Source organism: Mycobacterium sp. NGS63, assembly GCF_059812295.1.
Genome location: NZ_JCALCJ010000007.1, coordinates 64583 through 78037 on the forward strand (window position 1 = coordinate 64583; position 13455 = coordinate 78037).

A 13455-nucleotide genomic window follows, 5' to 3' on the forward strand; every position below is an offset into this window, starting at 1 on the left:
TCGCCACCAGGAGTAGAAATAACTGGTGGCTGAACTGAAACTCGGATACAAAGCGTCCGCCGAACAATTCGCACCGCGCGAGCTCGTCGAACTGGCCGTCGCCGCCGAAGCGCACGGCATGGACAGCGCAACCGTCAGCGACCACTTCCAGCCGTGGCGGCACGAGGGCGGGCACGCCCCGTTCTCGCTGGCCTGGATGACGGCCGTCGGCGAACGCACCAAGCGGATCATCCTCGGCACGTCCGTGCTCACCCCCACCTTCCGCTACAACCCGGCCGTCGTCGCGCAGGCGTTCGCCACGATGTCCTGCCTGTACCCGGGCCGCATCTTCCTCGGCGTGGGCACCGGTGAGGCGCTGAACGAGATCGCCACCGGATACGAGGGCGAGTGGCCGGAGTTCAAGGAGCGGTTCGCCCGGCTGCGCGAGTCGGTGCGGCTGATGCGCGAGTTGTGGCGCGGCGACCGCGTCGATTTCCCCGGCGAGTACTACCGGCTCAAGGGCGCCTCGATCTACGACGTGCCCGACGGCGGGGTTCCGATCTACATCGCCGCGGGCGGACCGGCGGTGGCCAAGTACGCCGGGCGGGCCGGCGACGGCTTCATCTGCACCTCCGGCAAGGGGGAGGAGCTCTACACCGAAAAGCTGATGCCCGCGGTGCGCGAGGGCGCCGCGGCCGCCGACCGCAACGTCGACGACGTCGACAAGATGATCGAGATCAAGATCTCCTACGACCCGGACCCCGAGCTGGCGCTGGAGAACACGCGGTTCTGGGCGCCGCTGTCGCTGACCGCCGAGCAAAAGCACAGCATCGACGACCCGATCGAAATGGAGAAGGCCGCCGACGCGCTGCCGATCGAACAGGTCGCCAAGCGCTGGATCGTCGCGTCGGATCCCGACGAGGCGGTCGCGAAGGTCAAGGACTACGTCGACTGGGGCCTCAACCACCTGGTGTTCCACGCGCCCGGCCACGACCAGCGCCGGTTTTTGGAGCTCTTCGAAAAGGACCTGGCCCCCAGGCTGCGGCGACTTGGCTGAACCTAGTGCGATCTACATCGCCGCTCCGGAACCGGAGACCGGCAAGTCGACGATCGCCCTGGGGCTGCTGCACCGGCTGACCGCGACGGTCGCCAAAGTCGGTGTGTTCCGGCCCGTTACGCGTGCCGTCTCGGGCGAGGACCGCGACTACATCCTGGAACTGCTGCTGGAGCACACCACCGCGGGCCTGCCCTACGAGCGGTGCGTCGGCACGACCTATCAGCAGTTGCACGCCGACGGCGACGCCGCGATCGCCGCCATCGTCGACGCGTATCACGAGGTGGCGCAGGCGTGCGACGCGGTGGTGATCGTCGGGAGCGACTACACGGACGTGATACGGCCCGCCGAGCTTTCGGCCAACGCGCGCATCGCGGTCAACCTGGGCGCGCCGGTGCTGCTGGCGGTGAGCGGCAAGGGCCGCACCGCCAAGGAGGTCGCCGGCGTCGTCGAGGTGTGCCTGGCCGAGCTGACCGCGCAGCACGCCCACACCGCGGCGGTGGTGGCCAACCGGTGCGAGCCGGCGGAGTTGGCGGAGGTCATCGAGGCCCTGCGGGCGTTCGATCCGCCCGGGTATGTGTTGCCCGAAGAGCCGCTGCTGACCGCGCCGACGGTGGCCGAGCTGGAGCGGGCCGTCGACGGGACGCCGGTCAGCGGCGAGGAGCCGCTGCGGGAGCGCGAGGTCACCGGCGTGCTGGTCGCCGGCATGACCGCCGACCACGTGCTGGAGCGGCTGCGCGACGGCATGGCGGTCATCACCCCGGGCGACCGTTCCGACGTGGTGCTCGCCGTCGCCAGCGCCCATGCGGCCGAAGGGTTTCCGTCGCTGTCGTGCCTGGTCCTCAACGGCGGGTTCGATCTGCACCCGGCCATCGCCGCGCTGGTGTCCGGGCTGCGGTTGCGGCTGCCGATCATCGCCACCGCGCTGGGCACCTACGACACGGCCGGCGCGGCCGCCGCCGCCCGCGGCCGGGTCACCGCGGCCTCGCAACGCAAGATCGACACCGCGCTGGAGCTGATGGACCGCCACGTGGACATCGCGGATCTCCTGGCGCGCCTTGCCATTCCGATTCCGACCGTGACCACCCCGCAGATGTTCACCTACCAGCTGCAGCTGCGGGCCCGCTCGGACCGCAAGCGCATCGTCCTGCCCGAGGGCGACGACGACCGCATCCTCCGGTCGGCCGGCCGCCTGCTGCAGCGCTGCGTCGCCGACCTGACCATCCTGGGCGACGAAGCCCAAATCCGGCTGCGCTCGGCCGAACTCGGCGTGAACCTGGACGGCGCCACGGTGATCGACCCGCTCACCAGCGAATCGCGTGGCCAGTTCGCCGAGCAGTACGCGGAACTGCGCAAGGCCAAGGGAATCACCGTCGAGCACGCCCGCGAGATCATGCGCGACGCCACGTATTTCGGCACCATGCTGGTCTACAACGGCGTGGTCGACGGCATGGTGTCCGGCGCCGCCCACACCACCGCGCACACCGTGCGTCCGGCGTTCGAGATCGTCAGGACCACGCCCGACGTGTCCACCGTCTCGAGCGTCTTCTTCATGTGCCTGCCCGACCGGGTGCTGGTCTACGGCGACTGTGCCATCGTCCCCAACCCCACCTCCGAGCAGCTCGCCGACATCGCGATCAGCTCCGCGCGCACCGCCGCGCAGTTCGGCATCGAGCCGCGGGTGGCGATGCTGTCGTACTCGACCGGCGAGTCCGGCGCGGGAGCCGACGTCGACAAGGTCAGGGCGGCAACGGATCTGGTGCGTGAGCGGGATCCGGCCTTGCTGGTCGAGGGACCCATCCAGTACGACGCGGCCATCGAACCGTCGGTCGCGGCCACCAAACTGCGCGATTCGCCGGTGGCGGGCCGCGCCACGGTGCTGATCTTTCCCGACCTCAACACCGGCAACAACACCTACAAGGCGGTGCAGCGCAGCGCGGGGGCGATCGCGATCGGCCCGGTGCTGCAGGGGCTGCGCAAGCCGGTCAACGACCTGTCCCGGGGCGCGCTGGTCGAGGACATCGTGAACACGGTCGCCATCACCGCGATCCAGGCGCAGGGCGCGCCATGACCGAGCGCCTGGTGCTGGTGATCAACTCCGGCTCGTCCTCGCTGAAATACCAGCTCGTCGAGCCCGATTCCGGTGTCACTCGCACGGGCGGCGGCATCCAGCAGATCGGGGAGCCGTCGTCGCGGGTCGCCGATCACGAGGAGGCGCTGCGGGTGGCCTTCGCACAGCTGGCCGACGCGGGCGTGGACCTGAAGTCGTGCGGCCTGGTGGCGGTCGGACACCGGGTCGTGCACGGCGGCAACGACTTCTACCGCCCGACGGTGCTCGACGACGATCGGATCGCCGAGCTCGAGAAATTGTCGGAGCTGGCGCCGCTGCACAATCCGCCCGCGGTGCAGGGCATCCGGGTGGCGCGCAAGCTGCTGCCCGACGTGGCGCACATCGCCGTGTTCGACACCGCCTTCTTCCACGACCTGCCGCCCGCGGCCGCCACGTACGCGATGAACCGCGAGCTGGCCGAGCGCTGGCAGATCCGCCGCTACGGATTTCACGGCACGTCGCACCGCTACGTCGCCGAGCGGGCCGCAGAATTCCTGGGGCGGCCTTTCGGCGACGTGAATCAGGTTGTGCTGCACCTGGGCAACGGAGCCTCGGCGTCGGCGATCGCCGGCGGGCGGCCGGTCGACACCTCGATGGGGCTGACGCCGCTGGAGGGGCTGGTGATGGGTACCCGCAGCGGTGACATCGACCCCGGCGTCATCAGCTACCTGTGGCGCAGCGCGAACATGGGCGTCGACAAGATCGAATCCATGCTCAACAACCAGTCGGGCGTCTGGGGCCTGGCCGGTGAGCGCGACTTCCGGCGGCTGCACGCGATGATCGAATCCGGCGACGGGGCAGCGCAATTGGCCTATGACGTGTTCATCCACCGGCTGCGCAAGTACGTCGGCGCCTACCTGGCCGTGCTGGGCCACACCGACGTCATCACCTTCACCGCCGGCATCGGCGAGAACGATTCCGCTGTGCGCCGCGACGCGCTGGCCGGCCTCGATGAGTTGGGCATCGTGGTCGACGAGGGCCGCAACGCCGGCGCGGGTGAGGGCGCGCGGCGGATCTCGGCGGACTCCTCGCCGATCGCCGTGCTGGTGATCCCGACCAACGAAGAGCTGGCGATCGCCCGCGACTGCGTCAGCGCGGTGTCCGGATAGGCCGGTCGTTTACCGCTTGGTGCCCGTCCAGGCGGGGCTGCCGCATGAAGCCGTCAATGTGCCGTCCCGGATGACGGTGCGGTCACCTTCGGTGGCGAAGACGCCCTGTCTCGTGGAGTATCCATTGCTGACCCTGAACGACCCGTCGGCGTTCAGGGTTCCGGTGTACCTGTCGCCGTTTTGCACAACCAAGGTCAGCGAGTTGCCTTGATGGGTGATGGTGACGGTACCGTCAACGGCCGGCCCGCAGCCGGAGGCGGCCTGGTGGATCAGGTAGGTGCCGTCGATCCCCGGTTGGGGACCCGGGTGTCCAGCCGCAGCACGGCGGGCGTCAATTCACGTAAGTAGGCGGGGATGTCGGCGGCGGTGAGCGGATGGCCGCCACTCCAGTACAGGGCGGGGTCGCTGTTGAGGGCTTCGGCGAAGGCGCCGGCCTCGGTGGGGTGGCTGCTCAGGAAGCCGATCATCTTGTCGCGGTCGCATTCGGCGTTGTTCATGGTGCCGCCGTAGAGGCCGTCACGATCGCCGGGCAGCGGCTGCGTGGCCACGGGACCGTTCCCGCGTGGTTGCAGGGTGGGCGGAGGTTGGGTGTTGCTCGGCGGCGGTATGGCGGCGGGAGGCATGAACGCCTTCGCCCCGGGATCGGTGGCGGCGTTGAGTACCAGCTCCGCAGTCGCCTTGGGCGACAGGGCATTACGCAGCAGCAGGGCGGTCGCCGCGACCGCGACGACCAGGACCACCGCCGCCGCGATCAACCAGCTGCGCCTCAACCGTCTCGGCCGGGTGGGCAAACCTTCATCCATGGTCCAGCCTTTCGACGAGCCGACGAGTATCGACACGTGTCCCGGATTGTATCCCGGTTATGGCGACCTACAGGAAACCCAGGGCGCGGCGGCCGGCCCCGACCGACGGCGTGGGATCGGTCCCGACGGTCCGGGTGAGCAGCTCGGCATAGACGTCGCGAAAGTCGGTGGTGTACTTGAGGTCTCCGTGGTCGAGATCGGTCAGGCTGGGCTGTTCGCCGTAGAAGCCGCCCTTCACGGGAACGCCCGCAACGAAGACGGGACCGGCGGTGCCGTGGTCGGTGCCCTCGGATGCGTTGGCCCGCACGCGGCGGCCGAACTCCGAATACGCCATCAGCACGACGTTGCGGCCGTAGCGGTCGGCGGCCATCGACTGCAGGAATGGGGTCACCGCGGCGTCGAGGGTGCCCAGCAGGCGCTGCTGGGTTTCGCGTTCGCCGGCGTGGGTGTCGAAACCGCCCAGCTGCACCGCGTAGACCCGCGTGGGGACGCGGGCCCGCACCGCCCCGGCCACCATGTCCAGCTGCGCGGCGAGCGAATTGTGTCCCTGCGCACCGGGTTTGACCGCCGCGAACGACTTGCTGGTGGTCCGCGCGGCGCGATACGCCTTGCACACCGCGGCCATCGCCGGCGTGTCGTCGGGGTCATCGGCGCCCAGCGCGCCCATGACGGTGTCGAGCCGGTCTGCCCGGCGGGCACCGGCGTGCCCGGCAGAAAGCGCTGCGGCCGTCTGCTTTTCGCCGACGGCCAACGGGGGCAGGACGGGGCCGATGTTGACCGCGCGCAGCGGGTCGTCGCCGGTGGCGTCGAGCCAGCGGCCGATCCAGCCGGTCGAGACGGGCTCGGCCGGCGACGCCGTCTGCCAGATGTCCATGGACCGGAAGTGGCTGTGGTCGGGCTTGGGGTACCCGACGCCGCGCACGATCGCGAGCCGGCGCTGGTCCCACAGTTGGGCCAGACCCTTCATGGCCGGGTTCAGCCCGAGCTGCCCGTCGATGCGGATGACGTCGCCCGGGGGGTAGGCGAGGTCGGGCCGCGCGTCGTGATAGGCGTTGTCGGCGTAGGGGATCAGGGTGTTGATGCCGTCGTTGCCGCCATAGAGCGTCACGATCACCAGCACGCCGGCGCCCTCGGGCAGCGGGCGGTCCCGGGCTGCCCGCATCAGGTCGGGCCATTCGACCGCGACCGCCGTCGACAGCAGGCCGGCCGCCCCGACGCCGGCGCTGGCGATCAGGAACTTGCGGCGGTTGAGCTCGGTCATGACGTCAGGTACTCCGGTGTGTTGACCGCGGCGGCGACCAGCTGTGGCGGCGCGCCCACCAGGGGTTCCAGCGCGTCGGCGGTGCGGTCCGACCAGGCCCCGACGCCGATCAGGTAGCCGGCCGCATCGATGCGGTCGCCCGGGGCGGCGTCTTCGACCGTCGACAGGTCGCCGGCCTGCGCGAGCCGGCTCGCGGCGCGCAGCCGGGCCGCGGCGCTGGCCGTGGACAGCCACACCGGGCCGCGCGGCCACCCGCCGACGCTCGGCGGGTAGAACGGCCGCTGGCCCAGCCCCCGCAGCGTCGCGTCGGCGAGCTTGGGCTCGAAGGGGACCCGCAGGGCCCGCAGCACGCCGACGAGCCATTCGACCGGGGTGTTCACCACCGTGGCCCGCCCGGCGGTGAACTCGCCGTCGGTCAGGATCGCCCGGGTCAGCGCGCGCAGGTCGCGGCCCGGTCCGTACGCGGCGACCAGCCGGTCGAGCGCCTGCGGGGACGGCGGGTCATCGGAGGCCAGCTGCTGCCAGAGCCGTCCGGCGACGTAGCGCGCCGAGTTGGGCTGGGCCAGCACCGCGTCGCAGAAGCCGGCGGCGTCGTAGTTGCGGGTGGCGCCGAACAGCGTCTTTGCCGTCGCGTCATGGCGGTTGGGGAGCACCGAGGTTCGGCCGTCGGCGCCGATCACCCACCCCGTCAGCGCCCGGGCGCCGGCGCGGACGTCGTCCTCGGTGTAGCCGTTGCCGTGGCCCAGCGCGAACAGCTCCATGAACTCGCGGGCAAGGTTTTCGTTGGGGGCCTTGGCCGTGTTGGTCTGCCCGTCCAGCCAGCGCAGCATCGCCGCGTCGGTCAGCATCGCGTAGGCCAGGCTGCGGAAGTCGCCCAGCGACCCGGTGCGCAGCTTCTGATTTTGTGCGGCCATGTGCGCCGCCACCCGGACCTTACCCGCGGAGGTGGCAAAGTGGTTGTGCCACAGCAACGTCAGCTTTTCGTGGACCGGCTGGTCGACGCGGACCATGCGGCTCAGCCACCAGTCGGACAGCACGCGTTGCTGCTCGGACAGCTGTTGGTTGAATTGCTTGCGGGCAGCGGGCGTCGCGCGCTTGCCGGGGGCGCGCGGCGGCTGCAGGGCGGGCATCGGGGTGGCGATCGCGCCGGGGTCCGCGTCGGGATCGGTGGCCAGCATGGCGTCGACGTAACCCGGCCAATCGCGGGTGGCGGCCGCGTCGACCTCGGGCCCGGTCACGCCGAAGCCGGCCCGCCGCAGCGCGCGGGCCGTGGTGATCCACCGCGCGGACTGCCCCGGCATGTGTCAACTGTGCGGCACGAACCTATGTTTTCGCTGAGTGTGAGCCTGTGGATGGATGGAAACGCGGGGCGGGGTTGTCGTGCGATTGTCCGCTGCATGAGCGAACCTTTCATCGGCAGCGAGGCAGTGGGCGCCGGCACGCTGAGCCGCCACCAGCTGCGCACGCAATACTGCGCGGTGCTGCCCAACGTCTACCTGTCCAGCCGGATCCGGCCATCGCTCCAGCAGCGCATCGTCGCGGCGGGGCTGTGGTCGAGGGGGCGGGGAATCTTCACCGGCGCCGCCGCCGCGGCGCTGCACGGCGCCAAGTGGATTCCCGACGGCGTCCCAATCGAGCTGGTTTACGGCAACTCCCGGCCGCCGCCGGGCGTGTTGACCCGGCGCTACCTGCTGCTCGACGGTGAAACGCAGACCCTGGACGGGCGCCCGGTCACCACGCCCGAGCGCACCGCGTTCGACGTCGGCCGGCGCGGAGCCGTCCACTCCGCCGTCGCGCGGCTGGACGCGCTCGCGGCCGCAACGGGTTTCAAGGTCGACGACGTACTGCGCGTTGCGCAGCGCCATCCCGGTTCGCCGGGGCTGCGGCGGCTGGAGGCCGCGCTCGAACTCGTCGACGCCGGCGCGCAATCACCCCGCGAGAGCTACCTGCGGCTGCTGCTCATCGACGCCGGGTTCCCGCGGCCGCAGACCCAGATCCCGGTGCTGGGCCCCGATGGCATTCCCTTCGCCCACATCGACGTCGGCTGGGAGGAGTACCTGGTCGGCGTCGAATACGAGGGGGAGCAGCACCAGGCCGACCGCGCGCGGTACGTCTACGACATTCGGCGCCTGGAAAGGATTGAGCGCCAGGGCTGGCTCATCGTTCGCATCGTCGCCGAGGACCGGCGTGCCGCGATTGTGCAGCGGGTCGGCGTTGCGATGGCGGAACGGGGCTGGAACGCCGGTTAACAGATCGATTGTGAACCTGCGGCTTTTAGTGTGAGCCTGTGGCGGCCGCTGAGCGATTTTCCCGCCCACGATTCACACTGGAAGCCAACGATTCACACTCGATGTCCGCGGCGGCGGGAAGCCGCGCAAAACGATTGTGAACCTACGGCTTTGCGTGTGAGCCTGTGGCGCCGGCAGAGCGATTTCCCCGCCCACGATTCACACTGAAAGCCAACGATTCACACTCGAAACCAAAGCCTCAGAACGTACTCGTGGGCCGCACGTTGTTCGCCATATCCACCAGCGTGTACCGGTGCCGCTGGGTGGGCGCGACGCGGGCCAGGCTGCGCAGCGACGCCTCCACACCCAGGCGCAGGCCGTGCTCGGTGAACGGGAAGCCGAGGATGTGGTTGGTGCTGGCCTCGTTGTCGTCCAGCCAGTCCATCGCGCCGCCCAGCACCAGCGCGCGGATCTGCAGCACGCGTGGCTCGGTCGGCGGCAGCGCCTCCACCCGCCGGGCCGCGTCGCGGATCTGCGCCTCGGTGATCTCGCCGGCCGAACGGCCGGACATCAGGGTCACCGCGCTGGTCAGTCGCGCGGTGGTGAAATGCCTTGAGGTGGGCGGCACCTCGTCCAGTGTGTTGACCGCGTCCTCCCGATCACCCTCGGCCGAAAGCGATCTGGCCAAGCCGAAGGCCGCGGAGATCACGCCGTCGTTGGTCTTCCACACCGTCTGGTAGAACTTGTGCTCGTCGGTGTCGCCGGCCAGCTCCGCAGTGGCCGCCAGCGCCAGCTTGGGCCCGAGCTCGCCGGGAAAGGTGTCCAGCACCTCGGTGAAATGCTTTGTGGCCGAGTCGTAGTCGCCGGTGAGCAGCTCGGCGACGGCCTTGTACCACACCAGCCGCCACCGCCACCCGACCCGTTCGGCCAGGTCGTCGAGCTTGCGGGTGGCCTTGGCGACGTCGCCGAGGTCGAGCAGCGCGCGGACTTCCATCAGCGGCAGCTCGATCGACTCGGCCACCTCGATGCCATCGGCGTCCAGCGAACCGTGCCGCGCCGCCCGCAACGAGTCCAGCGTCTGCACCGGCTGGGACAGCACCGTGGCCTGCAGCACCGGCGCGGCGACGTCGGTCGGGTCGACCAGCGGCACCGGCAGCGCGGTCACGATCTCCCGGGCGGTCAGCTTCTCCGAATGGACCTGGCCGTCCAGGTACACGTCGGTGTGCGCGACCAGCAGGTCCACCCCGAACGTCGAGCGGCTGGGCGAAAAGACCGTCGACAGACCGGGTCGCGGGATCCCGGTGTCCTGGGCGACCACCTCGCGCAGCACGCCCATCAGCTGGGCGGACATCTCCTCGGCGGTGGAGAACCGGCGGCGCGGGTCGGCATCGGTGGCGCGGCGCAGCAGCCGCCCGAACGAGTCGTAGGTCTTCAGCACGGGATCGTCGTCGGGCAGCCCGTCGACGTAGCGGCCGTTGCGGGTGCGCAGGCTCAGCGTCAACGCCGCCAGCGTGCGCCCGACCGTGTAGATGTCGGTGGCGATCGTCGGGCCGGTCCGCACGATCTCCGGCGCCTGGAAACCCGGTGTGCCATACAAATATCCGAACGAGTTGACCCGCGACACCGCGCCCAGGTCGATCAGCTTGAGCTGCTCCTCGGTGAGCATGATGTTCTCCGGCTTGAGGTCGTTGTAGACCAGGCCGATCGAATGCAGATAGCTCAGCGCGGGCAGGATCTCGAGCAGGTAGGCGATGGCCTCGGCGACCGGAAGTTTCTCGGTTTTCCCGTCTTTGAGCCCCCGCCGCAGCGACTGCCCGCCGATGTACTCCATCACGATGTAGCCGACCGGATCGCCGTGCCGGTCGGTGTGCTCGACGAAGTTGAAGATCTGCACGATCTGCGGGTGCACCACCTCGGCCAGGAACTGGCGCTCGGCCATCGCGATCGCCTGCGCCTCGGCGTCACCGGAGTGCACCAGGCCCTTGAGCACGACGGGGCGGTCGTTGACGTTGTGGTCGACCGCCAAATAGACCCAGCCCAGACCGCCGTGGGCGATGCAGCCCTTGACCTCGTACTGGCCGGCGACGATGTCCCCGGGATTCAGTTGCGGCAGAAAGGAATACGGGCTGCCGCAGGACGGGCACCAGCCCTCGGACGCCCCCTTGTTCTCGGCGCCGGACCGCCCGACGGGCTTGCCGCAGTTCCAGCAGAAGCGCTTGGACTCCGGGACCACCGGGTTGGTCATCAGCGCCTCGAGCGGATCGATGTCGCGCACGCGGGGGATCTCGACCAGGCCACCGCCGAGCTGCCTGGTCGGCGGCAGCACCCGCGTGGCCGCCGTCATCCGTTCGGGCGCGTCGGTGTCGATGCCGGGGATGAGCGGGAACTCACCGAAGTCGTCGTCGTCGTCGAAGTCGGGACGGAACAGCGCCTGGGTGGCCTGGGGCCGCGACTCCGCGGCCGCCCCCGTCTGCACGTCCGGCGCCTGGGTGCCCGGTTCGTCCGTGTCCATCGGTTCGGCCATCAGTCCACATACCTCGGCGTGGGGGGGCCGGGCGCGGGCCCCAACACCGTCAACCACTTGCGGTACAACGTGTTCCACGTCCCGTCGCGGCGGATGCGTTCCAGGGTGCCGTTGACGAACCGGACCAGCCCGGTGTTGTTCAGGTTGATGCCGATGCCGTAGGGCTGCGTCGCCATGTTCGGCCCGACGATGTGCAGGTTGGGGTCCTCCTCGACCAGCCCCGCCAGGATCGAGTCGTCGGTGGAAACGGCGTCGATCTCGCGCTGCTGGATGGCCACCAGGCAGTCGGCCCAGTTCACCACCGACACGATCGTCGGCGGGGGGTCGATCTGTTGGATCCGGTGCAGCGACGTGGTGCCCCGGGCCACGCACACCCGCTTGCCCGACAGGTCGGCGGGCTTGACTATCGGCGCGTCGCGCAGGGCGAGGATGCGCTGGTTGGCGTCGAGGTAGACGGTGGAGAAGTTGACCAGCTTGCGCCGCTCACAGGTGATGGTCATGGTCTTGACGACCACGTCGACCTCCGCGCGCTGCAGCGCGGTGATGCGCTCGTCGGTGGACAGCACGCGGTACTCGACATGCGATGGGGCGCCGAAGATGTCGCGCGCGATCTCGCCGGCGATGTCGACGTCGAAGCCGGTGATCTCGCCGGTGATCGGGTCGCGGAAGCTGAACAGGTTGCTGCCGATGTCCAGCCCCACGATCAGCCGGCCGCGCGCGCGGATGTCGGCGACGGCGGCGTCGGCCTCGGCCTTGTTGGGGAAGGGGCGCAGGCTGGCGGTCGGGTTGCAGTCCTGGCTGGTCGTGTCCGGCGGCAGCGGCGGCTGCGGCGGCAGCTCCTGCATGCCGACCGGCGTCGGTGGCGGCAGCGTCGGCACGGTCGCCACGGTCAGCGTCTCGGTGTGGCTGCAGCCCGCCAGCGTGACCGCCGCGGCCAGCGCCCCGCAGGCCCGCGCCACCCGCGCCATCACCGGTACTCCTTAAGCCGGGGCCACAGGCCCAACGCGACGGCGATGGCGGCGCCGAGGGACAGCACCACGCCGCCGACCTGCGCACCGGACAGCCCACTGCGCGCGTTGAGCACGTCGTTGCGCAGGTGGGTGCGGCTCTGGTCCATGGCCTTGCCCAGCTCGTCCTCGAGCTTGTCGAAGGCCGGGGTGGAGTCGTCCTCGCCGCTGCCCAGCGCGACCCGGGTGGCCTCGCGGTAGTTGCCCACCGAGATGTAGGAGTTGATCCGGTCGTTGGCCTGGCGCCACCGCAGCAGCAGCTGGTCGGCGCCCTGCAGGTCCGGTTTGTCGACGGCGTCGCTGCGGGACAGGTACTGGTCGAGCTGGGAGTGCATGGCGTCGATGCGCTGATAGAACGACTGCTTGCGCACCTCTTCGTCGCCGCGACGGATCAGCGACAGCGTCTCGTCGGCGCGGGCCTGCTGGGCGGTGATGGCGACGTTGGTGACCGTCCGCAGCGACTCCGCGGCGGTGTCCTTGGCGCTACGACTCGCGGTCGTCGAGATAGTCAGTGCGGTTCCGACCCATACCACCATGACGAGGATACCGAGGGCGCCGACGACCAGGCCCGGGTTGATGCGGCGCCGCGTGCGCCGGGCCAGCCACCGATGGGAGAACACGCCGAAGACCACGGTGCTGGCCACGACGAGGATCACCGGCGCGGGAAAGTGGGTGGACGCGGTGGTCTCGCTGTCCACGCGTTCCGACGTCGCCTGATACAGCTGCTGCGCGTCGGGCAGGATCCGCGACTGCATCAGCCCCGAGGCCTCCGACAGGTACGACGACCCGACCGGGTTGCCCTCCCGGTTGTTGGTGCGCGCGGTCTCGATCAGCCCCGTGTAGACGGCCAGTTCGGCGTTGATCCGGCCCAGCAACTGCACCAGCGGTTCGTCGGTCAGCCCGCTCGACGCCCTCGTCACCGCCACCGCGGCGTCGGTGATGGCCTGCTCGTAGCGCTGCCGGACCGGCTGCGGCTCGGCCTGGGCGATGAACGCCGTCGCCGCCGCCGCGTCGGCCACCGACAGCGTGGTGTAGAGCCGCCCGGCGGCGAACGACAGCGGCTCGGTGTGGTTAAGGACCGTGGACAGCACCTGCTGGCGGTGGTTGATGGTCGTCGACGTGGCGAACGCGCTGGAGACCCCGAGGGCCGCCAGCACGATCCCGATGGTCAGGATGCGGCCCGGCGTCGTCGCGATGAACCACCAGCGCGGATGGGCGGGTTCGGCCGGCGACCGCGACCCCTTCGGCTCGGTCGACGGGTGCGCCAGCTCAACGGTCACGTCTGCTCAGCCCTCATCTCGAACCCGGATAAGCGAAGTCTAAGAGAATGTCGGGGCAGATGTGGGGAGGCGACCCAATTGTCGGGACCGCCTGCATATC

The 13455-nt window shown here is 70.0% G+C and carries 10 protein-coding genes; 4 read left to right on the forward strand and 6 right to left on the reverse strand.

Features of this window, described 5'->3' with window-relative positions:
- Nucleotides 1-25: 25 nt before the first annotated feature.
- Genes fgd through AC5Y4Z_RS18740 form a run of 3 tightly spaced genes read left to right on the forward strand, consistent with a single transcriptional unit; the run spans nucleotide 26 to nucleotide 4252 of the window.
- On the forward strand, nucleotides 26-1036 hold the full coding sequence (fgd, locus tag AC5Y4Z_RS18730; protein ID WP_499966064.1) for a glucose-6-phosphate dehydrogenase (coenzyme-F420): 1011 nt from the start codon (nucleotides 26-28) through the stop codon (nucleotides 1034-1036).
- The gene (pta, locus tag AC5Y4Z_RS18735; protein WP_499966065.1) at nucleotides 1029-3104 is read left to right on the forward strand and encodes a phosphate acetyltransferase; all 2076 of its coding nucleotides are present in this window, start codon (nucleotides 1029-1031) and stop codon (nucleotides 3102-3104) included. Before fgd ends, pta begins: the two co-directional genes overlap by 8 nt.
- Nucleotides 3101-4252, forward strand: coding sequence for an acetate kinase (locus AC5Y4Z_RS18740; RefSeq protein WP_499966066.1), 1152 nt, complete (start codon nucleotides 3101-3103; stop codon nucleotides 4250-4252). Before pta ends, AC5Y4Z_RS18740 begins: the two co-directional genes overlap by 4 nt.
- Before the next feature lie 269 nt (nucleotides 4253-4521).
- Here AC5Y4Z_RS18740 and AC5Y4Z_RS18745 read toward each other — a convergent pair whose 3' ends face one another.
- The 3 genes from AC5Y4Z_RS18745 to AC5Y4Z_RS18755 all read right to left on the reverse strand — a co-directional run bounded on the left by AC5Y4Z_RS18745 (nucleotide 4522) and on the right by AC5Y4Z_RS18755 (nucleotide 7617).
- Nucleotides 4522-5055, reverse strand: coding sequence for a DUF6777 domain-containing protein (locus AC5Y4Z_RS18745; protein ID WP_499966068.1), 534 nt, complete (start codon nucleotides 5053-5055; stop codon nucleotides 4522-4524).
- A gap of 67 nt (nucleotides 5056-5122) precedes the next feature.
- Nucleotides 5123-6316, reverse strand: a complete 1194-nt coding sequence (locus tag AC5Y4Z_RS18750; RefSeq protein ID WP_499966069.1) for a DUF1501 domain-containing protein — start codon at nucleotides 6314-6316, stop codon at nucleotides 5123-5125.
- Nucleotides 6313-7617 (reverse strand): DUF1800 domain-containing protein, encoded by a 1305-nt coding sequence (locus tag AC5Y4Z_RS18755; protein ID WP_499966070.1) that lies wholly within the window; start codon nucleotides 7615-7617, stop codon nucleotides 6313-6315. Before AC5Y4Z_RS18755 ends, AC5Y4Z_RS18750 begins: the two co-directional genes overlap by 4 nt.
- Nucleotides 7618-7713: 96 nt before the next feature.
- Between AC5Y4Z_RS18755 and AC5Y4Z_RS18760 the strand changes: the two genes are divergently transcribed.
- Nucleotides 7714-8565 carry a type IV toxin-antitoxin system AbiEi family antitoxin gene (locus AC5Y4Z_RS18760; protein WP_499966071.1) on the forward strand — a complete coding sequence of 284 codons (852 nt, stop codon included), beginning with the start codon at nucleotides 7714-7716 and terminating at the stop codon, nucleotides 8563-8565.
- Nucleotides 8566-8803: 238 nt separating this feature from the next.
- On the opposite strand, the gene AC5Y4Z_RS18765 is transcribed toward AC5Y4Z_RS18760, so the two are convergent.
- From AC5Y4Z_RS18765 to glnX, 3 genes are read right to left on the reverse strand one after another with little or no spacing between them, the layout of a single operon-like run.
- On the reverse strand, nucleotides 8804-11068 hold the full coding sequence (locus AC5Y4Z_RS18765) for a serine/threonine-protein kinase PknG (protein WP_499966073.1): 2265 nt from the start codon (nucleotides 11066-11068) through the stop codon (nucleotides 8804-8806).
- Nucleotides 11068-12036: a glutamate ABC transporter substrate-binding protein gene (locus AC5Y4Z_RS18770; RefSeq protein ID WP_499966074.1), complete on the reverse strand. Its 969-nt coding sequence runs from the start codon at nucleotides 12034-12036 to the stop codon at nucleotides 11068-11070. The genes AC5Y4Z_RS18765 and AC5Y4Z_RS18770 overlap by 1 nt, the downstream gene beginning before the upstream one ends.
- Nucleotides 12036-13355 (reverse strand): protein kinase G-activating protein GlnX, encoded by a 1320-nt coding sequence (glnX, locus tag AC5Y4Z_RS18775; protein WP_499966076.1) that lies wholly within the window; start codon nucleotides 13353-13355, stop codon nucleotides 12036-12038. Before glnX ends, AC5Y4Z_RS18770 begins: the two co-directional genes overlap by 1 nt.
- Nucleotides 13356-13455: the final 100 nt, after the last annotated feature.

What these genes read in the sequence shown, in the direction of transcription:
- AC5Y4Z_RS18740 (WP_499966066.1), top strand. Translation starts at nt 3,101, where the DNA reads ATGACCGAGCGCCTGGTGCTGGTGATCAACTCCGGCTCGTCCTCGCTG.
- AC5Y4Z_RS18745 (WP_499966068.1), bottom strand. Translation starts at nt 5,055, where the DNA reads ATGGATGAAGGTTTGCCCACCCGGCCGAGACGGTTGAGGCGCAGCTGG.
- AC5Y4Z_RS18750 (WP_499966069.1), bottom strand. Translation starts at nt 6,316, where the DNA reads ATGACCGAGCTCAACCGCCGCAAGTTCCTGATCGCCAGCGCCGGCGTC.
- AC5Y4Z_RS18755 (WP_499966070.1), bottom strand. Translation starts at nt 7,617, where the DNA reads ATGCCGGGGCAGTCCGCGCGGTGGATCACCACGGCCCGCGCGCTGCGG.
- AC5Y4Z_RS18760 (WP_499966071.1), top strand. Translation starts at nt 7,714, where the DNA reads ATGAGCGAACCTTTCATCGGCAGCGAGGCAGTGGGCGCCGGCACGCTG.
- AC5Y4Z_RS18765 (WP_499966073.1), bottom strand. Translation starts at nt 11,068, where the DNA reads ATGGCCGAACCGATGGACACGGACGAACCGGGCACCCAGGCGCCGGAC.
- AC5Y4Z_RS18770 (WP_499966074.1), bottom strand. Translation starts at nt 12,036, where the DNA reads ATGGCGCGGGTGGCGCGGGCCTGCGGGGCGCTGGCCGCGGCGGTCACG.